This is a genomic window from Bradyrhizobium sp. UNPA324, from assembly GCF_006658635.1.
Taxonomy (GTDB): domain Bacteria; phylum Pseudomonadota; class Alphaproteobacteria; order Rhizobiales; family Xanthobacteraceae; genus Bradyrhizobium; species Bradyrhizobium nanningense.
Window position 1 is genome coordinate 2,921,325 of sequence record NZ_LFJD01000004.1, and the last position, 24,005, is coordinate 2,945,329.

The 24,005-nt window shown below is 64.2% G+C and carries 18 protein-coding genes; 6 read left to right on the forward strand and 12 right to left on the reverse strand.

Annotated elements, in window-relative coordinates; genetic code table 11:
- Nucleotides 1–217 precede the first annotated feature (217 nt).
- Nucleotides 218–1,111: a sugar kinase gene (locus UNPA324_RS14205; RefSeq protein ID WP_128916934.1), complete on the forward strand. Its 894-nt coding sequence runs from the start codon at nucleotides 218–220 to the stop codon at nucleotides 1,109–1,111.
- 6 nt (nucleotides 1,112–1,117) lie between these two features.
- Nucleotides 1,118–2,035, forward strand: a complete 918-nt coding sequence (locus UNPA324_RS14210; RefSeq protein ID WP_128916933.1) for a ribokinase — start codon at nucleotides 1,118–1,120, stop codon at nucleotides 2,033–2,035.
- Here the strand turns inward: UNPA324_RS14210 and UNPA324_RS14215 are convergent, their stop codons facing one another.
- Nucleotides 2,036–3,256 (reverse strand): NAD(P)/FAD-dependent oxidoreductase, encoded by a 1,221-nt coding sequence (locus UNPA324_RS14215; protein ID WP_128916932.1) that lies wholly within the window; start codon nucleotides 3,254–3,256, stop codon nucleotides 2,036–2,038.
- Between the two features lie 228 nt (nucleotides 3,257–3,484).
- On the opposite strand from UNPA324_RS14215, the gene UNPA324_RS14220 reads away from it, so the two are divergent.
- On the forward strand, nucleotides 3,485–4,279 hold the full coding sequence (locus UNPA324_RS14220; protein ID WP_128916931.1) for an enoyl-CoA hydratase/isomerase family protein: 795 nt from the start codon (nucleotides 3,485–3,487) through the stop codon (nucleotides 4,277–4,279).
- A 7-nt stretch (nucleotides 4,280–4,286) separates the two neighbouring features.
- Here UNPA324_RS14220 and UNPA324_RS14225 read toward each other — a convergent pair whose 3' ends face one another.
- From UNPA324_RS14225 to UNPA324_RS14240, 4 genes are all read right to left on the reverse strand, one after another.
- The gene (locus tag UNPA324_RS14225) at nucleotides 4,287–5,627 is read right to left on the reverse strand and encodes a TRAP transporter large permease (RefSeq protein ID WP_128916930.1); all 1,341 of its coding nucleotides are present in this window, start codon (nucleotides 5,625–5,627) and stop codon (nucleotides 4,287–4,289) included.
- A complete protein-coding gene (locus UNPA324_RS14230) occupies nucleotides 5,624–6,202 on the reverse strand; it encodes a TRAP transporter small permease (RefSeq protein WP_128916929.1) in 579 nt (192 codons plus the stop codon). Before UNPA324_RS14230 ends, UNPA324_RS14225 begins: the two co-directional genes overlap by 4 nt.
- 173 nt (nucleotides 6,203–6,375) lie before the next feature.
- Nucleotides 6,376–7,383 (reverse strand): TRAP transporter substrate-binding protein, encoded by a 1,008-nt coding sequence (locus tag UNPA324_RS14235; protein ID WP_128916928.1) that lies wholly within the window; start codon nucleotides 7,381–7,383, stop codon nucleotides 6,376–6,378.
- 57 nt (nucleotides 7,384–7,440) lie between these two features.
- Nucleotides 7,441–9,156, reverse strand: coding sequence for an IlvD/Edd family dehydratase (locus tag UNPA324_RS14240; RefSeq protein ID WP_164935915.1), 1,716 nt, complete (start codon nucleotides 9,154–9,156; stop codon nucleotides 7,441–7,443).
- Between the two features lie 172 nt (nucleotides 9,157–9,328).
- Here UNPA324_RS14240 and UNPA324_RS14245 point away from each other — a divergent pair, with 172 nt between their 5' ends.
- On the forward strand, nucleotides 9,329–10,012 hold the full coding sequence (locus UNPA324_RS14245; RefSeq protein ID WP_128916927.1) for a GntR family transcriptional regulator: 684 nt from the start codon (nucleotides 9,329–9,331) through the stop codon (nucleotides 10,010–10,012).
- A 219-nt stretch (nucleotides 10,013–10,231) separates the two neighbouring features.
- On the opposite strand, the gene UNPA324_RS14250 is transcribed toward UNPA324_RS14245, so the two are convergent.
- The gene (locus tag UNPA324_RS14250) at nucleotides 10,232–11,056 is read right to left on the reverse strand and encodes an NAD-dependent epimerase/dehydratase family protein (protein WP_141934945.1); all 825 of its coding nucleotides are present in this window, start codon (nucleotides 11,054–11,056) and stop codon (nucleotides 10,232–10,234) included.
- Between the two features lie 89 nt (nucleotides 11,057–11,145).
- Here UNPA324_RS14250 and UNPA324_RS14255 point away from each other — a divergent pair, with 89 nt between their 5' ends.
- Entirely contained in the window at nucleotides 11,146–12,123 is a 978-nt protein-coding gene (locus tag UNPA324_RS14255) for an SMP-30/gluconolactonase/LRE family protein (protein ID WP_141934946.1), read from the forward strand.
- Between the two features lie 272 nt (nucleotides 12,124–12,395).
- On the opposite strand, the gene UNPA324_RS14260 is transcribed toward UNPA324_RS14255, so the two are convergent.
- Together UNPA324_RS14260 and UNPA324_RS14265 are read right to left on the reverse strand one after the other, a co-directional pair.
- Nucleotides 12,396–13,826 carry an aldehyde dehydrogenase family protein gene (locus UNPA324_RS14260; protein ID WP_128916924.1) on the reverse strand — a complete coding sequence of 477 codons (1,431 nt, stop codon included), beginning with the start codon at nucleotides 13,824–13,826 and terminating at the stop codon, nucleotides 12,396–12,398.
- A 326-nt stretch (nucleotides 13,827–14,152) separates the two neighbouring features.
- Nucleotides 14,153–16,516: a thiamine pyrophosphate-binding protein gene (locus UNPA324_RS14265; protein ID WP_141934947.1), complete on the reverse strand. Its 2,364-nt coding sequence runs from the start codon at nucleotides 16,514–16,516 to the stop codon at nucleotides 14,153–14,155.
- Between the two features lie 133 nt (nucleotides 16,517–16,649).
- Between UNPA324_RS14265 and UNPA324_RS14270 the strand changes: the two genes are divergently transcribed.
- A complete protein-coding gene (locus UNPA324_RS14270; RefSeq protein WP_097659511.1) occupies nucleotides 16,650–17,111 on the forward strand; it encodes an Lrp/AsnC family transcriptional regulator in 462 nt (153 codons plus the stop codon).
- Between the two features lie 76 nt (nucleotides 17,112–17,187).
- Here UNPA324_RS14270 and UNPA324_RS14275 read toward each other — a convergent pair whose 3' ends face one another.
- The 4 genes from UNPA324_RS14275 to UNPA324_RS14290 form a co-directional block, all read right to left on the reverse strand.
- Nucleotides 17,188–18,738: a metallophosphoesterase gene (locus UNPA324_RS14275; RefSeq protein WP_181769396.1), complete on the reverse strand. Its 1,551-nt coding sequence runs from the start codon at nucleotides 18,736–18,738 to the stop codon at nucleotides 17,188–17,190.
- A gap of 42 nt (nucleotides 18,739–18,780) precedes the next feature.
- Complete coding sequence (locus UNPA324_RS14280) at nucleotides 18,781–20,625, reverse strand: hypothetical protein (protein ID WP_128916921.1); 1,845 nt, start codon at nucleotides 20,623–20,625, stop codon at nucleotides 18,781–18,783.
- A gap of 1,124 nt (nucleotides 20,626–21,749) precedes the next feature.
- Entirely contained in the window at nucleotides 21,750–22,829 is a 1,080-nt protein-coding gene (locus tag UNPA324_RS14285; RefSeq protein WP_128916920.1) for a zinc-binding dehydrogenase, read from the reverse strand.
- A gap of 58 nt (nucleotides 22,830–22,887) precedes the next feature.
- On the reverse strand, nucleotides 22,888–23,829 hold the full coding sequence (locus UNPA324_RS14290; RefSeq protein ID WP_181769661.1) for a DMT family transporter: 942 nt from the start codon (nucleotides 23,827–23,829) through the stop codon (nucleotides 22,888–22,890).
- Nucleotides 23,830–24,005: the final 176 nt, after the last annotated feature.

Consider the following 24,005-nt stretch of genomic DNA (forward strand, 5'->3'; position numbering starts at 1 on the left):
CTCTTGATCGCCCCTTTCATAACCCTGGAACCCATGGGCCGAAATACGGCGTTTGTCCGGGCTTGGCATTGCCCGGTGATGGTCGTATTCCCTGACCATGCTGACCTCAAGCGCTTCGGGCGGCAGTTTTGCGAATAATTTCAGCGTCCCGCCGGAGCGGAACCGGTGTTACAGTAAGCCCACCGGCCGGGACCACTAAGCGCATGACGGACAAGCAATGCAGGCTCTCTTCATCGGACAGACCTATATCGACGTCGTCTTCATCACCGACCACATGCCGACCGGCGACGAAAAGCACGTGGCCTCGGACTATGCCGTCTCCTTCGGCGGCAACGCGGTGACGGCGGCGTTCTGCTGCGCCAAGCTCGGCATCGTGCCGGATCTCATCGCCACCGCGGCCAATGACTGGCTGGGCCGCATGTTCCAGGACATGTGTGCGAAATACGCGATCTCGCTGCACGGGCGGAAGGTCAACCAGTCCTCGCTCTCCTTCATCATGCCGAAGGACGGCAAGCGCGCCATCGTCCGCTGCCGCGACGACGAGCACATCCATCCCTTTCCGATGCTCAATCTCGGCGGCTGCCGCGCGCTGCATGTCGACGGCCACCAGCCGGATGCCGCGATGCACTACGCCAAGGTGTGCCGCGAGGCCGGCATCCTGACCTCGCTCGACGGCGGCGGCCTGCGCACCAACACCCATGAGCTCCTGGAATTCATCGACGTCGCGATCGTCGCAGAGCGCCTGTGCGAGCAGATGGACCTGACGCCCGAGAAGATGCTCGACTACCTCAAGAGCCGCGGCTGCAAGATCGGCGGCGTCACCATGGGCGAGAAGGGCCTCTTCTGGTACGACGAAACCGGGACGGTGCAGGTGATGCCGGCGATGCCGATCCCGCGCGAGCGCGTGATCGACACCAATGGCGCCGGCGACGTCTTCCACGGCGCCTATATCTATTCCTATCTCGCTCATCCCGGCAAAAGCTGGCGCGAGCATTTTGATTTCGCGAGGGCCGCCTCGACCTTCAAGATCCAGCGCCTCGGCAACGAGGCCGGCCTGCCGACGCTGGTCGACATCGCCAAGGTCAGGCACGAGTTCGAGGTCAGGGTCTAGATCCAGATGGGGCGGGTCTTCGTCGCCGGCAGCATCAACATGGACGTGGTGGCGACGGCCGATCGCCATCCACGCGTCGGCGAGACCGTCGCGGGCCGGCAGGTGCTGTATTTTCCGGGCGGCAAGGGCGCGAACCAGGCGGTCGCGGCGTCGCGGCTCGGCGCGCGGACCACGCTGATCGGGCGGCTGGGGAAGGATTCGTTCGGGGCCGAGTTGAGGACGTTCCTCGGCGACCAAGGCATCGATCTCGGCTATGTCGCGGAGACGGCGGAGGCGCACACTGGCACGGCCATCATCACGGTGGCGGAGGCCGACAACACCATCGTCGTCATTCCCGGGGCGAACGGGCTGGTCGGCGCGGATGACGTCGAGGTCGTGCCGCTGCTGGCCGGCGACGTCGCCGTCAGCCAGTTCGAGATCCCGCTGCCGGCAATTGCCGCGTTCTTCCGGCGCGGCCGTGCCGCCGGAGCCACGACGCTGCTCAACCCGGCGCCGGCACAAAAGATGCCCGATGAGCTGCTGGCGCTGGTCGACATCCTCGTGCTGAACGAGACCGAGCTCGGCTTCCTCGCCGGCGTGGACCTGTCTGACAGCGACGAGACCGCAAAGATCGTCGACACCGCGCGAAAAATTCAAGTGCGCGAGGATCAGACCATCTGCGTGACGCTCGGCAAGCGCGGCGTGCTCGCACTCGCCGGGCGCGAGGAGATTTTGGTGCAGGGACGCGCGGTGAAGGCAGTCGACACCACTGGTGCCGGCGACTGCTTCGTCGGCGCACTTGCCGCAGAGCTCGCTGACGGTGCGGCTTTGCGCACCGCCCTCGCCTTCGCCAACGCCGCCGCCTCGATCAGCGTGCAGCGGATGGGCGCGGGGCCGTCGATGCCGACGGCCGCGGAAGTTAAAGCTGTTCTCGGCGCCGGCTGATCAGGCCAGCGCGCTCTTCAGGTCAAAGCTTTCGTCCGCGGCCTGCTCCGGCGTGATCGAGCGGTCCATGCCCTGCAAGCGGCGGCCGAACATGTGATCGCCCGCGCGGTTGATCGATTCGATTCCGAGCAGCTTGTCGCCGTGATAGCAGAACGCCGAGAACGCCTTTTTGGCGGGATCGCCGCGGAGCACGACGCGGTCGTAGCCCGTGGTCAGCCCTGCGATCTGGAGCTTGTCGTCGCCCTGGTCGCTCCAGAACCAGGGATGGCCGTCATAAGGCTTTTTGTCGCCGGTCAGCCGCGCCGCAAGGCAGCGGGCGTGATCGGTCGCGTTCTGCACCGATTCCAGCCGCAGCGATCCGCCGAAGCGTGGGCTGGCGAACAGCGCGCAATCGCCGATCGCAGAGATGTCAGGGTCGGCCGTCGCAAGATATTCGTCGACAATGATGCCGGCGGCGACCGGCAGCCCCGCCTCCGCTGCGAGCTCGATGTTCGGCAGCACGCCGACGCCGACCACGACGAGGTCGGCGGGCAGATGCCGTCCGTCGCTCAAGGACACGCCGGTGACCTTGCCGCCTTCAGCCTCGATCGAGGTCGCCTGCACGCCGAGATGGATGCGAATGCCGGCCTCGCGATGCCGCGCCTGGAAATATTCCGAGACCTCCGCCGTCACCGCACGCGCCATCACGCGCGGGGCAAGCTCGAGCACGTCGACCTCGAGGCCCTTGATCCGGGCGGTTGCGGCGAATTCGAGGCCAATGAAGCCGGCGCCGATGATCACGGCGCGCGTCTTCGACGGCATGATCTGGCGCAGCGCTTCGCTCTCGTCGAGGATGCGCAAGTATTTCACGTCAGGCAGATTGGCGTTGGGCAGGTCGAGCAGCCGGTTGCGCGCGCCCGTCGCCAGCACGAGATGGCCGTAGGCAAGCGTTTCGCCGGACGCGAGCTGCACCTTGCGCCCCGAGCGGTCGATCGATACCGCGCGGCCCGCGATCAGCTCGATCTTCTGATCCTGGTAGAATTTTTCGGGGCGGAACATCAGGCTTTCAGGGCCGGCCGAGCCCTTGATGTAAGCCTTGGACAGCGGCGGCCGCTGATAAGGCAGATGCGCCTCGTCGTTGATGAGGCAGATGCGCTGCGAAAAGCCGGCCTGGCGCAGCGACGCCGCGACCTGGTAGCCGCCATGGCCGGCACCGACGATGATCACCGGACCGTCACTCATTGGACAGCCCATTTCCGGAAGACACGAGCGTGACCCATGCCGTCTCCTCTCTCGCTGATTTTGGTTGCTGACCTTACGAGGAGCCGGCGCTCGTGTCCGTCCCTTGGCAAAGGCCTGCCCATTTGAGCCTATCGGTCCGCCCAGTGCAAGGGCGCAGCGCGGGGATTGTCTCCCCGCGCCTTCTGCGATTTAGTCGCTACTAGCCACCACATGCCGGGGATATCCAGAATGCCAGCACCCGTCTCAAAGTCCGACGATCCCGCTTTGCTGGGGATCGACGGCCCGATCGCGACCATTACGCTCAACCGCCCCGCCGCGTTCAACTCGATCAACCTCGCGATCGCGCAGAAGCTCGAGCAGCTCGCGGCCACCATCGAAGGCGACGACGCCATCAAGGTCCTGGTGATCGAAGGCGAAGGCCGCGCCTTCTCGGCCGGCGGCGATCTGCAGACGATTGGGGCGGCCGCCGAAGCAGGCACCGTAACACCGGTCGTCGGCGAGCTTTTGAAGCACTATCATGCCTTCATCGAGATCATCAGGCGCATGCCAAAAATCTCGTTGTCGAGCGTGCATGGCTCGGCCGCCGGTGCCGGCATGGGCCTCGCCTTCGTCACCGATCTCTGCATCGCCGCTGACGATGCCAAGTTCACCCCGGCCTATGCCAAGATCGGGGTGTCGCCGGATGGCGGCTCGACGGTCGGCATCGTCGGCACGGTCGGCTCGCGCCGTGCGCTGCAGATCTTTCTCGCCGAGGACAATTTTACCGCGCAGCAGGCCCATGAATGGGGCCTGGTCGCGAAGGTCGTTCCCGCCGCGGAATTGAAGGCCGCCACGCGAAAACTCGCCGAGCGTCTTTCGCAGAACCCGCCGGCGGCGATCGCCGGCACCAAGCAGCTGGTCTATCAGGCCGCGACCACGCCGGTGAAGCAGCAGCTCGATGCCGAGGAACACAAGATCATCATGGCGATGAACACGGAAGACTTCCGCACCGCCGTGAAGAAGTTCACCAGCAAGGGCAAGTAGCGCTCAGTTACTGCGGACAGATATACCCCGTGCCCGCCGGCGACTTGAAGCAGCCGACCGATTCGGGAAGCACGTGCCGCGGCAGCCACAGTACCACGCTCGGGAAATAGATCGCGAACGCGATCGTCGCCAGGAACACGACATAGATCGGCAATGCTGCGCGCAATGCCTTGGCAAAGCTGACGCCGACGAATTTCGAGCCCATCAGCAGTACCAGGCCATAGGGCGGCGTGATCAGGCCGAAGGCGAGCGTTGCGATCAACACCACGCCCATATGCACGGCGTTGATCTCGCCGGCTTCCGTCAGCGCATTGACCAGCGGCATGAAGATGATGATGGTCGGCACCGGCTCGATGAAGTCGCCGACCACGGTGAAGAGCAGCACCATCAGCAGCATGATCAGATGCGGGTCGTTGCCGGCAATGGACGTGATCAACTCGGCGATGTAGGTAGCGCCGCGCAAGTAGGCGAGCATCCAGCCGAAGGCATTGGCGGCGCCGATGGTGATCAGCGGCAGCGAGAAGATCAGGCCGGCGAGGCAGAAATCGTAAGGGATCTTCCTGATATGCCCGCGATTGAGCGCGGGGATCACGACCAGGATGATCCAGGCCACGGCGACGACGCCGGCTTCCGTCGGGGTGAACCAGCCGGTCAGGATGCCGCCGAGCAGGATCACCGGGATCATCAGCGGCAGAGCGGCATCACCCGCCGCGAACACCACCTGCCGCAGCGGCGCTCGCGGCTTGCGCAGGCCCGAGGGGCCGAAGAAATAGCAATAGATCATCAGTCCGAAGCCGATCATCAGGCCCGGCACCACGCCTGCCATGAACAGGCCGGCGATCGAGACGTTGCCGACGGCGCCGTAGACCACGGCAGTGATGCTCGGCGGCACCAAAGCGGCAATCGTCGAAGCCGAGGCAATGATGGCCGCGATGAAGGCGGGCTCGTAACCCTCCTGCTTCATCGGACCACCCAATGCGCGGCTCATCACCGCGACGTCGGCGGTGGTCGAGCCCGACATCTCCGAGAAGAACATGCTGAAGACGACCACGACCTGCGACAGCCCGCCCCTGATATGTCCGACCAGCGATACCGAGAGATTGGCTATTCGCACCACGACGTTCGCCGAACTCATGAGCTCGCCGACCAGAAGGAAGAACGGAATCGCCAGCAGCGCCTCGGAATCGACGCCGTCAAAGATCTTCTGGATGATCGCGGCGAGCGAGACATCCGACAGCAGCGCGCCGATGAAGACACCCGCCATCAGCGAGAACGGCACGGGCACGCCGAGATAGCCGAAGAACAGGAAGCAGAACGTCATCAAGGCCAGGACAACAGGTGCGCTCATAGCTGCGCCCTCGCCTGCGCGTCGGTGACGACGGACGTAGCGTCATCGTCGGGGGGCTCGGGATGGTCGAAGCCGTTGCGCAGGCCGTTGACGAGCTGCTCGATGGTGAACAGACCGATCAGCACGCCCGACAGCGGGATGATCGCATAGAGCGAGGCGATCGGCGTGCCGGACGGCAGGCGGAAGCTGCCGAAGCCGCGCAGATAATTCTGATAGCCATACCGGATCAGGCAGAAGGCCACGCCGAGCACGACGAAGCGGATGATCACCTCGACGATCAGCCGCGAGGTGCCGTGCAACGCCTCGGAGATCGCGGTGAGATAGAGGTGGTCGTTGCGGCGCGTCGCAGCGGCCGTGCCGATGAAGATCGCGTAGATGAACAGCGTCGATGTCACCTCCTGGAGCCACAGCCAGGGATGGCCAATGGTGCGGGTGACGATGTCCGCGGTGACCGACAGGGAGAAGCCGAAGCACAGCACACCGCAGAGGGTCATCAGCGCAAGCTCGAGCCAGTCGAGCCAACGCCATTTCAGATGGCGCTGGCGTTGCACGAGCAGTTTGTCGGCGATGGCCATTATCGTCGTCCTGGCTGCAGGGTAGCTACACCTCTCCCGCTTGCGGGAGAGGTCGCGCCGAAGGCGCGGGTGAGGGCTCTTTTCTCTTGGGGGCTGTCCCATTGCGGAGACACCCTCTCCCCTGCCCTCTCCCGCAAGCGGGAGAGGGAGCGCACTGTCGTCCGGCGCGCACCCTAATTAATCGAGCGGATCAAATCCTTGATCTTCTCGGCGTGCGGGCCGAGCTCCTTGGCAAGCTTGTCGAGATAGGGATCGGCGACCGCCGTAAAGCTCTTCTTGTCGACGTTGTCGACGATCTTCACGCCCATCTTCTTCAACTTCTCGGCGGCGCTGCGCTCCAGATCGAACGCCTTCTGCGGCTCCTTGGTGCTGATCTCGTTGGCCGCGGTCTGCACCCACCCCTTCTGCTCGGCCGAGAGGCTCTGCCAGAGCTTGTCGGAGACGAACACCAGCGCGTTGTTGGCCTCGTGCTCGGTGATGTTGAGGACGGGCGCGACTTCGTAGTGCTTGTTGACGAGATAGACGTTGATGCTGTTCTCGGCGACGTCGACGACACCGGTCTGCAAGCTGGTGTAGACGCTACCGAACGGCATGTGCACGGTTTGGGCGCCATAGGCCGGGAACATGGTGTCCTCGGTTGCAGTCGCCTGCACGCGGACCTTCAGGCCCTTGATGTCGCCGACATTGTGGATTTCCCGCTTCGCATACATATGACGCACGCCCTGCGAGCCCGTCGCGATCACATGCAGGCCCTGCGTGGTCTCGTCGATCATGGTCTTGAGCGCTTCGAACACGCGGGGATCGGCCAGCCCCTTGACGACGTGATTCTCGTCGCGGAACAGATAGTGCAACGACATTACGCCAGCCTGCGGCGAGATCGTCGCGGTGTTGGCGGAGGAGATGATCGAGAATTCAACGTCGCCGGCCTTCACGAGCTGGAGCACTTGCGGCTCCTGCCCGAGCTGCGCGCCGGGATACTGATCGATGATCATGGTGCCCTTGCTCAATTCCTTGAGCTTCTCGGCAAACAGGTCACCCGCGATCGAATAGCCGGTGTTGCGCGGCTGGTCGTAGGCGAAGCGATAATGCTTCACCTCCTGTGCCCCGGCTCCGGTGACGAAAAGCATGGCGGCTGCGGCCGCCAAGCCATGCAAGACTCTTGGCATGGATCGCGCAATCATCGTTTCCCCCTGTGTTATCGCCCGCCGCTTTAAGCGGTCTGAGCGTTCGTCATTCGATCAGCTTGTCTCGGTCTTCCCAGTCCTCTGCATGAAATCGAAATCGCAGCCCTCGTCGGCCTGCATGATGGTCTCGTTGAACAGCCAGGCGTAGCCGCGCCGTGCTTCCTCCGGCGCTGAGGCGGGCTTCAGCGCAGCACGGCGCCGATCGAGCTCGGCGGCATCGACCTGCAGCTCGATGCTGCGCTTGGCCACATCGAGGCTGATCATGTCGCCGTTCTGCACCAGTGCCAGCGGCCCGCCGACGGCGGATTCCGGAGTGATGTGCAGCACGATGGTGCCGAACGCAGTGCCGCTCATCCGCGCATCCGAAATGCGCACCATGTCCTTGGTGCCGCCGCGCGCGAGCTTCTTCGGGATCGGAAGATAGCCGGCCTCGGGCATGCCGGGCGCTCCCTTCGGGCCGGCATTGCGCAACACCAGCACGTCATCAGCAGTGACATCGAGATCGGGATCGTCGACCCGCAAGGTCATGTCCTCGACCGATTCGAACACCACCGCGCGCCCGGTATGCTTCAACAGCTTCGGGCTCGCCGCCGATTGCTTGATGACGGCGCCGCGCGGCGCGAGATTGCCGTGCAGGACGGCGAGGCCGCCCTCCTTTTTGATTGGATTGTCGCGCGAGCGGATCGCGTCCTGCCCCGGCACGTCCTCGGCATTCGCCGCGATCTCGCGCAGCGTCTGGCCGCTGATCGTCTTGGCGTCGAGATCGACGAGGTCGCCGAGCTGCGCCAGCAATTTCGGCACCCCGCCGGCGTGGTGGAAATGCTCCATGTAGTGCTCGCCGGACGGTTTGAGATCGACCAGCACCGGCACCTCTCGGCCGATCTGGTCGAAGACCTCGAGATCGAGCCGGTGCGGCGAGCGATGCGCCATCGCGGTCAGATGGATCAGGCCGTTGGTCGAACCGCCGATGGCCTGAAGCACCACCTGCGCGTTCTTGAAGGAAGCAGGCGTCAGCAATTCGCTCGGCTTCGGCCCCTTGGTCTTGGCCATCTCGGCGGCGACCTTGCCGCTGGCCTCTGCCAGGCGGAAGCGCTCGGCATGGGGCGCCGGGATTGTCGCGCTCATCGGCAACGACAGGCCCATGGCTTCGATCATGCAGGCCATGGTCGAGGCCGTGCCCATCACCATGCAGGTGCCGACCGACGGCGCCAGACGCCCGTTCACCGCCTCGATCTCGGAATCGTCCATCTCGCCAGCACGATATTTCGCCCAGAGGCGGCGGCAGTCGGTGCAGGCGCCCAGCACCTCACCCTTGTGATGGCCGACCACCATGGGGCCGACCGGAATGACCACCGTCGGAAGGTCGGCGCTGATCGCGGCCATCACCTGCGCCGGCAGCGTCTTGTCGCAGCCGCCGATCACGATCACCGAATCCATCGGCTGGGCGCGGATCATCTCCTCGGTGTCCATCGCCATCAGATTGCGCAAGTACATCGAGGTCGGATGCGCAAAGCTCTCGGCGATCGAGATGGTCGGGAATACGAACGGCATCGCCCCCGACAGCATCACGCCGCGCTTGGCGGCTTCGATAATCTGCGGGACGTTGCCGTGGCAGGGATTGTAGTCGCTATAGGTGTTGGTGATGCCGACGATGGGGCGCTCCAGCGCGTCGTCGGAATAGCCCATGGCCTTGATGAACGCCTTGCGCAGGAACAGCGAGAAGCCGGCATCGCCATAGCTCGTCAGACCCTTGCGCAAACCACTCGTCATCATGCCACTCCTCAAGTTGGCATTGTGGTACAGCCTGAGCCCTGATTGTCAATAAGATTGGTCCATATTGTCGCTCTTTCCGGCTCATGGCACCGCTTGGGACGCAAATTATTGACAATCTGCCCCTTCCCTGCTCCACAGGGCAGACCGGCTGCAGCCGGAGGCCGAGGGCATGTCCGACATTCATACCGCAGACAGCACGCCAGTCCGGCGCGACGATCCGGACGACGTCGTCGCGCGGCTGGAAGAGGACATCATCTTCGGCCGCATCGCACCGGGCGCACGGCTCACCGAGGACGCGCTGATGTCGCGCTATGGCACCTCGCGCCACTTCGTGCGTCAGGCGCTCGTGGACGCCGAGCGCCGCGGCATCGTCCGCCGCGAGAAGAACGTCGGCGCCACCGTGCGGTTCTACTCCGCCGAGGAGGTCCGGCAGATCTATGAGGTCCGGGAGATGCTGACCCGGCAGGCCGCGCTGATGATCGCTCTGCCGGCACCGCAGGCCCTGATCGACGAACTGACCGGCCTGCAACGGCAATATTCCGCGAGAGCCGACGCGCAAGACCTGCGCGGCATCCACGAAGCCAACGACGCCTTCCACCTCGCGCTGTTCTCCGCTTGCGGCAACCCCTATCTGGTCCGCTCGCTGCAGGACTACATGAACCTGACGCTGCCGATGCGCGCCAAGAACCTCGCCGACCGCGAGGGCCTCGCGCAATCGCGGCGCCAGCATGAGATGATGATCGAGTTGTTGAAGGGCCGCGACAGCTGGGCGCTGGCGCAGCTGTGCGTGGATCACATGCAGTTCAGCAAGAGGGATTATCTGGCGCGCATTGGTGAGGGCGAGAGCCAGTGAACGTTCCTTCGCCTCCGCAAGTCATATGCTCGCTGGCAGCGGCATTCCCTCACCGCGTCATTGCGAGGAGCATTTGCGACGAAGCAATCCAGACTGTCTCGCGGAGGATTTCTGGATTGCTTCGCTGCGCTCGCAATGACGTGGAGCGGACGGAGACTCCCCCTTTACCCCCAACCCTCTCCCGGGAGCGCACTTCCGTCGCAGCAACAGCTGAGCGCTTTACCGCTTATTCCAATCGATGACGCGGCTGGGGTCGGCGTCGAACTCCATGCTGCAGAACGCACCGCCCTGGAAATAATCGCCGACCGGATCCGGCTTCAGTTTGGCCTGCTCGGCCATGGCGTGCTCGCGGAAATCCTCGGCGCGGCCCATAGGGCGATAGCCGAATTCGTAGGCACGGTGGTTGTCCCACCAGGCGCGCTCGTTGAGGGAGGCGCCGTAGAAGATTTCGAAATGGATGTCGGGATGTTCGAGCCCTATGCGGCAGAGCTGCACGAGATCGTCGGGCCGGAGCCAGATCGAGAGCCGGCGCTGATCGAGCGGCATGTCGCCGAAATTGCCGATGCGCAGGCAGGTCACCCTCAGCCCGTGCTTGTCGGCGTAGAGCGCGCCGACGGCCTCGCCGAACACCTTGCTGACGCCGTAGCGCCCGTCGGGACGCGGGGTGACGTCGGTGCCGATCTTGTGGTGGCGCGGATAGAAGCCGACGGCGTGGTTCGACGAGGCGAACACCACGCGCTTGACGCCCTTGCGGTAGGCCGCTTCGAACAGATTGTAGCCGCCGATGATGTTGGCCTGGAGGATTTGATCCCAAGTGCCTTCGACCGAATAGCCGCCGAAGTGGATGATGCCGTCGACGCCCTCGCAGATCGCCTCGCATTGCGCGAGATCGGCAAGGTCCGCCGCTCGAAACTTCTCATTGGCGCCGAGATCGGCAGGCGGCTTGATGTCGGAGAGCAGGAGATCCGGATAGATCGGCGGCAGCAGTTTTCGCAGGCTGGTGCCAATTCCGCCCGAAGCTCCCGTCATCAAAATACGCGGCATGTTGTCCCTCGCCGTTGGTGACCGATTTGCGGTCACATGTCTCTAATGATAGCAGCATTGTCCAGAGGGAACGAAACGAGAGAACCGACATGAATGAGGCATCGTCCCGCACCCAGGAACGGCCCGGCTGGCGGCCGGCTACCTATTACCCCGATCCGGCCATTCACGCGCTCGATCCCCGTTTCGAAAAATACTGGCTGAAACTGTCGGCGGTGGAGCGCCTCACGACCGGCCTGCGCTGGGCCGAAGGGCCGGTGTGGTTCGGCGACGGCCGCTATCTCCTGTGCAGCGACATCCCGAACCAGCGCATCATCAAATGGGAGGAGGAGACCGGCGCAGTCAGCGTGTTCCGCAAACCCTCCAATTTCGCCAACGGCAACACGCGCGATCGGCAGGGCCGGCTCGTCACCTGCGAACACGGCGGACGGCGCGTGGTGCGCACCGAATATGACGGCAGCATCACCGTGCTGATGGATCAATTCAATGGCAAGCGGTTGAACTCGCCGAACGATGTCGTTGTTAAATCGGACGGCTCGATCTGGTTCACCGATCCGACCTTCGGCCTGCTCGGCAATTATGAGGGCTACAAGGCCGAGCCTGAAATCGAGCCGAACGTCTACCGGCTCGATCCCGCAACCGGCAAAGCGACCATCGTCGCCGAGGGCGTGCTCGGGCCGAACGGCCTATGCTTTTCGCCGGACGAGAAGATCCTCTACGTCGTGGAATCCCGTGGGCAACCGAACCGCAAGATCCTCGCCTACGACGTCTCGGCTGACGGCACGACGATCTCCAACAGGCGCGTCCATATCGATGCCGGCCCGGGCACGCCGGACGGCATGCGCTGCGACATCGATGGCAACCTCTGGTGCGGCTGGGGCATGGGCGATCCCGAGCTCGACGGCGTCGTGGTGTTCGCGCCCGACGGCGTCATGATCGGCCGCATCGCCCTGCCCGAGCGCTGCGCCAACGTGTGCTTCGGCGGCGTCAAGCGCAACCGCCTGTTCATGGCCGCGAGCCAGTCGATCTACGCGCTGTATGTGAACACGCAAGGCGCGCTGGGGGGATAGGCGCACCGCGACGGTCTCGTCGGGTGGGCAAAGCGAAGCGTGCCCATCACTTCCTGCTCGTCGCGCAATGGTGGGCACGTCGCGCGAAGAGCGCGCCTTTGCCCACCCTACCGATCTCTCCTCCGTCATTTCGAGCGAAGCGAAACAATCCAGACTGTCTCCGCGGAAGCAGTCTGGATTGCTTCGTCGCAAGGGCTCCTCGCAATGACGAAAACGAAAAACGCCGGAGCGGTTTCCCACTCCGGCGTCATGTTCGTTCGCGCGACGAAAGCTTACGCTGCGTTGAAGCCAGCGACGGCCTTCACTTCGAGGAAGTCCTCGAGGCCGTACTTGCCCCACTCGCGGCCGTTGCCGGACTGCTTATAGCCGCCGAACGGCGCGGTGCGGTCGTTGGGCACGCCTTGCAGGTTGACGTTGCCGGCGCGGATCTGACGACCGACGCGCTTGGCATCCTCGACCGAAGGACCGTAGACATAGCCGGCCAGGCCATACGGCGTGTCGTTCGCGATCTTGACCGCGTCGGCTTCGTCCTTGGCGCCGATGATGGTCAGCACCGGCCCAAAAATCTCCTCGCGAGCGATCGTCATGTCAGGGGTGACGTCGGCGAAGATGGTCGGGCGGACATAGAAGCCCTTGTTGACGCCTTCGGGCAGCCCCGGGCCGCCGGCGACGAGCGTTGCGCCCTCGTCGATGCCCTTCTTGATCAGCCCCTGGATCTTGTCCCACTGGCCGCGGTTGACCACGGGACCGATGGTGGTGCCTTCGGCGCGGGGATCGCCGGCCTTGGTCTTGTCGGCGACGGCCTTCGCGATCGCCGCGACTTCCTTCATCTTCGAGGCCGGCACGATCATGCGCGAAGGCGCGTTGCAGGACTGGCCGGAATTGTTGAACATGTGCATCACGCCGCCGGTCACCGCCTTCGTGAGGTCGGCGCCTTCGAGGATGACGTTCGGCGACTTGCCGCCCAGCTCCTGGCTGACGCGCTTCACGGTCGGCGCCGCGCGCTTCGCAACGTCGATGCCCGCGCGGGTCGAGCCGGTGAAGGAGATCATGTCGATGTCGGGGTGCTCGCTCATGGCGGCGCCGACCTCGGGGCCGAGGCCGTTGACGAGATTGAACACGCCCTTGGGGACGCCGGCTTCATGGAGGATTTCCGCGAAGATCAGCGCCGAGGTCGGGGTGAACTCCGACGGCTTCAGGATCATGGTGCAGCCGGCGGCGAGCGCGGGCGCGACCTTGCAGGCGATCTGGTTGAGCGGCCAGTTCCAGGGCGTGATCATGCCGACCACGCCGATCGGCTCGCGCAGCACCATGGCGGTGCCGACCGGCTCTTCGAAATGATAGTTCTTGAGCACGTCGAGCGTGGTCATGAGATGGCCAAGGCCGGCGCCGGCCTGCAGCTTCTCCGCCATCGGCAGCGGCGCACCCATCTCGTCGGAGACGGCAGCGCCGATCTCCTTGAGCCGGCCCTTGTAGATCTCGATGATCTTGGAGAACAGCGCGACGCGCTCCTCGCGGCTGGTCTGGGAGAAGGTCGCGAAGGCGCGCTTGGCGGCGGCAACCGCCTTGTCCACGTCGGCCTTGGAGCCCAGCGCAACCTCGTACATCGCCTCTTCCGTCGCCGGATTGACCACGGCGGTGGACTTCTTGACGGCGGGATCGACCCAGGCGCCGTCGATGTAGAATTGCATGCGATTGACCATCGTTAACCTCTTCTTGGGGGCATGGTGGGGGCGTTTCGGCAGGCATCCTTGCACGAAAGCGCGGGCAATTGAACCCGTCATATGCGGGGCCAGCGTTGCGCCGGACGGGCGGAATATGGGACGCGATTTGAAGCGAGGCAAGCGGCCTGGGTCCCGGCTCTGCGCCGCGACATACCGGACAGTGCTTTGCACCGCCGGGATATGTCGCGCCATGTCCGGGACACGATACTTGGAACGACTGCAAACACGCTCGTGCCCCGGACACAGCGCAGCACTTCTTCAGTGATGCGCTGCAGAGCCGGGGCCCATGCGCGTGGTTACCCCGATTACACCGCCATCTTCCGATGCAGCACCGGTGCGCCGGTGGTGAGGCTTTCGGCCGCATCGATGATCGCATTCGCATCGATGCCGTAGTGCCGATAAAGGTCCGCGATGCTGCCGGTCTGGCCGAACTGCTCGACGCCGAGCGCCTCGACGCGGTGGCCGCGGACGCTGCCGAGCCAGCCGAGCGCGGACGGATGGCCGTCGATCACGGTCACGATGCCGCAGTCGCGCGGCAGCGGCGTCAGCAGCTTTTCGATATGGCTGAGATGCTGCACGCCACGCCGATCGCGCCGCAATTTCCGTGCGGCGGTCCACCCCGCATGCAGCCGGTCCGCCGAGGTGATCGCGAGCAGGCCGATGTCGCGGCGGCTCTCGCCGATGAAGCCCGTGGCCTCGATCGCTTCAGGCGCGACCGCGCCGGTATAGGCGATCACGACCTCGGCATTCGGGCCTGGCTTGCGCAGCCAATAGGCGCCGTCGCTAATGCCCTGCTGCAGCTCAGGTGTCATGATCCGCTGCGCCTGCTCGATGCTGCGCGTCGAGAGGCGCAAGTAAACCGAGCCGCCCTCGCCGGGATCGCGCTGCATGTGGTTGAAGCCCCAGCCCATGATCACGGCAAGCTCGTCGACGAAGGCCGGCTCGAACGAGGCGAGCCCGTCCTGGGCCATGCCGATCAGGGGCATTGCGATCGATTGATGCGCGCCGCCTTCGGGCGCGAGCGTGATGCCCGACGGCGTCGCCGCTACCATAAAGCGTGCATCCTGATAGCAGGCGTAGTTCAGCGCATCGAGCCCGCGCTCGATGAAGGGATCATAGAGCGTGCCGACCGGCAGCAGACGTTCTCCGTTGATCTGGTGCGACAGACCGAGCGCCGACAGCATGATGAACAGGTTCATCTCGGCGATGCCGAGCTCGAGATGCTGGCCCTTGGGCGAAGCGTCCCAATTGTAGGTGGAAGGAATTTTCTCGCTGCGGAATAAGTCGGCCTTCTCGGCGCTGGCGAACAGGCCGCGCCGATTGACCCAGGGGCCGAGATTGGTCGAGACGGTGACGTCGGGCGAGGTCGTGACGATGCGCCTTGCCAGTTCGCTGTCACCGCGGGCGATCTCGTTCAGCACGAGGCCGAAACCCTGCTGGGTCGACATCTGCGGCGACGGCTTGAAGCTGAGCTGCGTGGGCACCTCGATAACAGGCGCAGTGAGGCGGCGGCCGTCCTGGTTGAACGGCACGCTTGCGAGGAACGCGTCAAGCGCGGCGGCGGATTGCGCAAGGCCTTCGTACTTGTCCCATTCGTGGCCGGGTCGGATGTTCTGGCTGTCGCGATACTTCTCCATCTGCGCGACGGTCATCAGGCCGGCATGGTTGTCCTTATGGCCCTGGAACGGCAGGCCGACACCCTTGATGGTGTAGGCGATGAAGCAGACCGGGCGGTCGTGGTCGATCGATTCGAACGCCTCCAGCATGCTCGCCATGTCGTGGCCGCCAAGGTTCGACATCAGCGCCAGCAGTTCCTCGTCGCTGCGCCTGTCGATCAGCCTGGTGATCGGGCCCTGGTCGCCGATCTCGTCATGCAGATGCTTCCTGAAGGCCGCGCCGCCCTGAAAACACAGCGCGGCGTAGAGCGCGTTCGGGCAATTGTCGATCCACGTCTTCAGCGCTTCGCCGCCGGGTTCGGCGAAGGCCTCGCGCATCAGGCGGCCGTATTTGACGATGACGACATCCCAGCCGAAATTGCGGAACATGGTTTCGAACTTTTCCCAGAGCCCCTCACGCACGACGGCGTCGAGCGACTGGCGGTTATAGTCCACCACCCACCAAGTGTTGCGCAGGCCGTGCTTCCAGCCCTCCGCCAGCGCTTCAAAGATGTTGCCCTCGTCCATCTCGGCGTCGCCGACCAGCGCGATCATCCGCCCTTCGCGGCGATCCTTCATCCAGCCATGCGCCTTGACGTAGTCCTGGACCAGCGAGGCGAACAGCGTCTGGGCGACGCCGAGCCCGACCGAGCCGGTGGAGAAGTCGACGTCGTCGACGTCCTTGGTGCGCGAGGGATAGGATTGCGCGCCCTTGAAGCCGCGGAAATTCTCAAGCTTCTCGCGGCTCTGCCGGCCGAACAGATATTGGATGGCATGGAACACCGGGCTCGCGTGCGGCTTCACCGCAACGCGATCCTCGGGGCGCAACACATGGAAATACAGCGCCGACATGATGGTGGCGAGCGAGGCCGAGGAGGCCTGATGGCCGCCGACCTTAAGGCCGTCCGCGCTCGGGCGTATGTGGTTGGCGTGGTGGATGGTCCAGGACGACAGCCACAGCGCCTTGCGAGCCAGCGCGGTCAATGTGTCCAGACGGGTGGGATCAACGGGCATGGCAATGCTCCCGGAAACAGGTGGCGCGATGATACGCCCGCAGGCGCGGCCAAACTTCTCAATTTTTCGCGCCATACCCCGCGATATTGGGATATTTTACCAATGGAACGCCCCCATGACAGGTTTCATCCCAATGCCCGAGCTCGACGCCATCGACCGCAAGATCCTGAGCCATCTCCAGGCCGACAGCCGGCTGACCATGCAGGAACTCGCCGACAAGGTGGGCCTGTCGGTCTCGCCCTGCCATCGCCGGGTCAAGCTGCTGGAGGAACGCGGCGTGATCTCGCGCTATGTCGCGACCGTGGACCAGAAGGCGCTGGGGCTACATGTCAGCGTCTTCATCTCGATCAAGCTGGCACGGCAGAAGGAAGAGGATCTCAACCGCTTCGCGCGCGCGATCTCGAAATGGGACGAGGTGCTGGAATGCTATCTGATGACCGGCAACCGCGATTATCTCTTGCGCGTCGTCGCCGCAGACCTCGCCTCCTACGAGACCTTCCTCAAGACCAAGCTGACCCGGCTCGACGGCATCGCCTCGATCGAATCGAGCTTTGCGCTGAGCCAGGTGAAGTATTCGATCGCGCTGCCGGTGTGATGCAACCGGAACGTCGGCGCAACAATCGTTCAAGACCGGCAGCGCTGCGGCAACAAAGCCGTGCCGCGGCTGCCGCTCAATGACACCTCGGATCGTCAGGCGTCGTGAAACTGCCTGCGCCGTCTTCCGGCATGTGCCAAGCCACAGTCTTGGGAACGGGAAGTTGTCCCGGCGCAGGAGCTGACACCACGACGGCCGTGTAGCAGGGCGGCAATTCTTCAAGGCTCGTCGAACGCAAAGCTTCCTGTGGTTCGCGACCGCCGAGACGCCTAATGAACCCTGCGTCGTCAATCAGCCGCTGGAATGCGCCGGTGTTTGCGATCGTAATCGTTACCGGCGAGCCTTCAACGTCGACACGCCAGGGCTCCTCGTACTGGTGGGTGTGACCATAGATGAAGACACGCATCGACTTGTGGTCGGCTTGGCGGGCAGCGAGATGTTTCGCCATCACCTTACTCTTGGAAGAGAGGAAATGCTCGACGAGACTCCCAAGCTGCATGTCCCAGCAGATCTGGTCCTTTTCATTCGCCGCGATCATATCGCAGAGCTGTTGAACTTCTGCGTCAGGAAGTTGCTCCTTGTCGTTCGCCAGCTTGGTCAGCTCAGATTTGATCGCCATTGCCTCTTCATCGTCTCTCGACAATTGCTGCCTGAGCGGATCCTCCTTTGGCAGCGCATAGAGGAAGAGCATCGCGCCCTTGCCGCGCGCGATCCCGATATCCCAGTTGACCTTGCCAGCAGGAGGCTTGCCGAGCATGACGGATTTCTGCCTCAGCGACGTTTCCAACAAGTTGAAGCTCAACAATCTGGCGACGTCGGACGCCGAGCCCCAGAGCCCCCGATCCGCGGCGCGATACCGGGCTCCCGCGGTCTCCGGGCTGAGATTGTCGATGATCGAATAAGTCCTTTCCTGATCGTTGAACAGCCGCTGAACGAACAGCTCGCCCCATGGCCGAACAATGTAGTCCTTGCCGTCGACGTGCCGAGATATCGCGGGCCATGTTGCGTATTTGTTGACGTCCTGACCGATCTGGTTGCCGTGTTCCGCCAGGATGCGGCCGTCGGCGGAAATCCACACGCCTTCGGTCACGAGGTTGATGCGGCCACTGGCGGCATTCAACGCAGCTCCGAGCGCATTCCAGATCGCGGCATAGCGCAATGTGGAGTCGTGGTTTCCTACGATGATGTGCAACCGGTTTTCGCCGCGCTCGGCAAACGCCCGCAAGAGGCCGAGATCACCCGCATGTTCGGCTGCCACTTTTTCGACCAGCGCGGCCATCTCGTCGATCGTGCAGCCGAGATCTGCGCCCGCGCCGCCGCATTTGATGTCGGCTGGCGGTTGCCAGAGTTCGAGAAAGTCGCCGACGATGACGAGATCGACGCGTTGCTCGCCATCCTCGGTGATCCTGTTCAGGAAGCCCTCGAGTGCTCTCGGCCAGCGGAAGTCCTCCGTCGGGTCCCAGGCGCCGCCGGCCTGCTTGCCGACGCCGAAATGCAGATCGCTGATGAACACGCTGTGTCGGGGCGAGGCGGCCGGGGCCTGATAGGGCACCTGGGCGACGCCAGGCGCGTTTGCATCGTCGGCCCGAACGTCAGCAACCGGGAAAGCCAGGATGATCGCGACCATGAGCGCTGCCGTCTGACGACGTTTCATGCCGCACCTTGCTGGTTAGGGCTGGACACAGAGCTTGATCGCGGGATTGCCGAGCAGCACATATTCGAGACCCAGCTCGCTGTAATCGGCATCGGCCTTGTCCTTGAATTTTTGAGCCGTTCGCGCGATCGTCTTGTCGAAAAGATCGAGGATGGTGGGGGGCGGCTTCTGCGACGTGACCTCGGCCATGATCTCCGCAAACGAGCTGGCGAAGACGACGCCGTACCCGGCGTCGATCGTGAACGGCGAGGCGATCAACGTGTCGAATCCCTGCTCGTTCAGCCGCTGCAACAACGCCGTATTCCGGCCCTTGGCAGACGCGGCGGAACAGGCGGCGAAGATGCCGACGCTCCCGGACGGAAACTTCTTCTCGATATCTTGCGAAATGATGTGATCCGTCGACTCCGCAAACCACATCGCGCCCTCGTCCTGGTGGGCGAGAACGACGAATCCGACCGCGGAAGCCGGCGCCAGGGTTAGCAACGGCGTCACCGAGCTCGTCGTCGCGGCAAGATATTGCCTGAGCTTGTCGATCTCGGAAATCCGCGTTCCCGGGACCTTGGCGGGGAAAAAGCCGGGTGGCATCACAGCGCCAGGAACGTTCTCCAACCCATCCGGAACCGCAAACATCCAATCGCCGATGCACTTGTCGCGAGATGGATATCGCTCGATCGCCATCGGCTGCACCACGATGATCGGCTTATCCAGGACGGGGTCCGGTCCCTTGGCGCCGAGAATTCCGAGCGGAACGTAGATGCTGCGATTCTGACCGCCGGTTACGTCCGAGGCGACACGCACCACCACCACGGGAGATCCGGTGCTCTCGCGAACGATGGCCCGGAAGGCCGCCCACGCGTTCTTGGCTTCGTCTTCCGTCGAATTTCCGGATTTCGTGGAGAACAGGATCTTTGCAAGCTCCTTGGCAGCGGGAAGATAGCCGCCCGGCTTCTTGTCGGCGGAATCCTTGCGCGCCTTCAAAATCATGTTCTGGAAGCGATCAGTCTTCAGGAAATCGACGACGCTCGACGCCGTCTGCCAACCATAGACCAGCGTCTTTCCGGGGCGACCATCGACGAATACCGCCATGCTGTAGGTTTCGAAATCGAAGATGTGAAGCGCGGCGGCCGCGGTCGCGTCCGCGCCCGAGCCCTCCATTCCGAGCGATACTTCGCGCAAGGAGTTGAGGCCGCCCGAGAGCGCGGCGGCCTGCGCCGGATCGGCGCTGTCGCAAACAGGCGCGGACGTATTGGTGTCGCCGATGGACACGCGCTGCACGAGATGATCGAGCGGCTGCAGACCCCTGAAGATCGCGAAGGCGATCGTGGCACAGCCCTCCGATTCCGCGGTCAGCCCGATCTGAATGCTACCAGCACTGGCCTGTTTCGACAGTTCGGTGATCGACATCGAACCGTCAGCGTATCTCTTCGCCGCATCCGCGTCCGGATGCCGGATCTTGTCCAGGTCGATCTTCATCGTGTAGGAGTGCCGATCGTCTCCGAGCCTGAGGCCGGAGCCCTCGGGAATGAGCGGCTTGATGGTCAGGACAACGTCGTGCGTCCTGGAATCGGCGATCATCTCCGCAAATCCCGGATCCACTTGCGCTCCGGAGGACTGAGTTGCTCGACGCAGCAATGCGTAATTGAACGCAGCCACGTCGAGCGTGTAGGTGTAGGTGTTGTTGGCAATCAGAATATTTGCTGCCGGCCCGCCTCCGTCGACGAACCACCCGTTCCAGTAGGCTGAGGTGTTGACCGGTTCGGGTGTTGGCGAACCAGCATTGGGCACCGGCGTCGGACTCGGCGCTGGCGAGGCCGTGACCTGCTTGTCGACGGCGACATCACCAGCGGCTCCCGGCCCCATCGGCGCCGCTGGTCCCGAGGGCCGCGCGTCCGAGGCTATCTTGCCGTCCAGATCAAATGGGGGCGCCGCTCGGCCCACGAAGTCTCCAATGCGACCGTCCGCCCGCGGAAGTCCCGTGCCAGGCGCGATCGGTGTAGGCGCAGATGGCGCCGCGGACCCCATCGGTGGTGGCGCGGCGGAGGCAACTGGCGGGGGTGCGGGACTGGGCGTCGCCGAGGCCACCGGCGGCGCGGGGGCTATCGGTGCTGACATTGGCGGTTGTGACTCGCGCCTGGGCGCGGCCCGCGGCCCCAATCGCGCCCGAGGCTCGGCCGTTCCTTCGATCGTGGCGATTCTGCCATGTGAGGGGGCCGGGATCCTCTCTTGGGCCGACGCCTTCACGTCGCCGCCCGCACCCGGCGTCTGCGAAGCTGGTTCGCGCGCGGGGACGGCTTGTGGTTTCACCTCCGGCAACGATTGCGCCGCATCATCGATTCTGGCGACCTTGCTATCGATACGCGCGGGAGCTTGCTTGACGATCGGCGCGGTTTCTACCGACGGTGGCGCAGGCGCGAACGGTGCCTTCGGCAAGTCCTGCGGCGATTGCGGCCGCGCCGGCGGGTCGCGGCCCCTCGCATCGAGACTCGGCGGAGCCCGGAGCGGCGCGCGAAGCTCCTGCATCGTGTTCAGGGCCGCCGATTGCAGCAACAGGAACAGGCCCGCAACAACCGTCAAGCCTGCCATGCCACCAGTGGCGAGCCACCGCGGCGCGAACCGATTGGAACGCAAAGCGACGAACGCCAAGAGACCGAGATGGGCTGCGACCAATGTCACGAACCAGAGCGGCGGCACATCTACGCCAATGGCCTGCAACCCGTAGGCCTCGAACCACGCGAGCGATACGCAGACGAGAATGCCGACCGCCCCCAGAAACACCGTTCTGACAGGGGACACCAGCGTGTGCGCTTCTGCGGCTTGAATACCTGCCACGGCGAACCCGCAAAAAATGGATTGCAAGAAATAATCGCCGAGATTGTCACAAGAAACCCTGCGCGTCTACCCTTACGTGCAAGCGTCCCAGGGAACCCGTTCGCCGCTTGCGGAGCGCGCGATCAAAATGAGCGGAGACCGCCCCCGACGCGGCCTCACCGCCACGGCTGCACGATGATCTTGGTGTGCGCCTCGGGATTGGCGAGGTCGGCGAAGGCCTTGGCGACGCCGTCGAGGCCGACCTCCGCTGTCACCATGGCGGCGGCGTCCACTCGACCTTCCGCGATCAGGCGCAGTGACGCTGCGAACTCCTCCGGCGTGTAGCCGAGCACGTATTGGACGTTCAGCTCCTTCATGATGCCGAGCATCGGCTCGTTTCTGTCGCCCTCCATGCAGACGCCAACCACGACGATCCTGGCATCGCGCGGGGCGCCCTCGAACACCTGCTGCAGCAGGCCGGGAACGCCGACGCATTCGAAGATGATGGCGGGCTTCAGCGCCGGCAGCATCGCCTGGAACGGCGGCCGCGCCGCCTTCTCGGCGTCCGACATCTGGGCGTGCTCGGCCCAGGTCGCATAGGGCTGCGATACGCTGGGATCGACCACGACATCGGCGCCGAGCTTGGCTGCGAGCGCGCGTCGTGCCGGCGAATAGTCGGCGGCCACAATGGGATGCAGTCCCCTCAGCTTCAGCGCCGCGATCACCGCAAGCCCGACCGGGCCGCAGCCGATCACCAGCGGCACCTCGCCGCCACTTATGTTGGCTTTCGCCACGGCGTGAACCCCGACGGCGAGCGGCTCGGTCAGCGCCGCGTGTTCCGGCGCCAGCCCATTGGGCACTTCGAGCAGTAGCGCTTCGCTCAGCAGCATCGCCTCGGCATAGCCGCCGATATTGTCGTTGGAATAGCCGATGCCCTCGATGCCTTGCGGCGTTACCAGCGCCGGCAGCGAGCAGACGCGCGTGCCTGGCTTGAGCTTGCGCGCGGTGCCGGAACCGTAGTCGACGATCTCGCAGCAGAACTCGTGGCCGAACACGACGTCGCGCGACAAGTCCATCGGCTTGCGTCCGGTCCTCCTCGCCATCTCCACCATGCGATGGGCGTGCTGCCGCGCGTGCAGGTCGGAGCCGCAGATGCCGCAGGCGAGCGTCTTGACCAGCACCTGGCCCGGACCCGGCGTCGGGTCGGCCATCTGGCCAACGACAATCTCACCGTTCCTGAAAATCGCAGCGCGCATCCGGCTCCTCCCTATCGTTGGAGCCATTGATAGCACGAAGCGGACGCGGCGACTTGCGTCAGGGGTTCGGGGAACGCTCTTCCAGCACCAAGAGCTGGGCACGGCGCACCCGCTCGCGATGCGCGATGTAGAGGCCGCTGGCGACGATGAACGCGGCGCCGACGACCGTCCAGACGTCAGGCACCTCACCGAAGATGAAGAAGCCCAAAATGCTGACCCAGAGCAGCTGCGTGTAGGAGAACGGCGCCAGCACCGAGGCATCGCCATAGCGATAGGCCAGCACGATGATCCACTGGCCAACAGTCGAGGCGACGCCGATCACGATACCGACGCCGATTCCCGTCCAGCTCGGCGTGACCCAGACGAACGGCACCATCAGAGAGAGGATTGCAACACCGGTCAGCGCGGAATAGGCCATGGTGGTGAGCACGGCCTCGCGCCCGCTCATCATCCGCGTCAGGATCAGCGCGGCAGCCCAGCAGAACGCCGAGATGATCGGGAAGAACGCGGCGGCGTGGAAGGCGCTCGTACCCGGCCGCAGGATGATCAATACGCCCGTCAGGCCGATCGCAGTCGCGATCCAGCGCCGCAGGCCGACCTGCTCGCTCAGGAAGATGATCGACAGCGCGGTGACGAACAGCGGCGAGACGAAGCCGGTGGCGGAGGCTTCCGCAATGGGAAGGAAGCGCAGGCCGGTGATGAAGAACAGCGAGGAGCCGAGCAGCGCAGCACCCCGCATCAATTGCAAGCCGAGGCGCTCGGTGCGCATCGCATGGAGCGGCGAGCCCGGCAGCATCACCGGCGTGAACATCAGCGCGAAGGTGACGAAGCGGATCCAGGTGATCTCGATCGACGGCAGGCTGGTCGACAAATATTTCGCGGTGACGTCGGAAGTGCCGAGAAACACCGTCGATAACAGCACCAGCGCAATGCCCTTGAAGGGATGATCGACGCGCGCGGGCGCGCGGCGAGTCTTCTGCTTCTTCTCCGGCACGGGCATGGGAATAGTGTCGAGCCTTGCGGCTGCGGCGGGCGGCGGTGTCACGGCTGGAACCCGGGCAAAGTGCGAATCGAGGAAGGTTGTAAAAAACGACAAATGCGCCGCGTTCACAACTTCCGAAAACAGGATGCCGATATGCGCGAGCCGCCGCGCGCGTCAATGCTCTGTTAATAGTG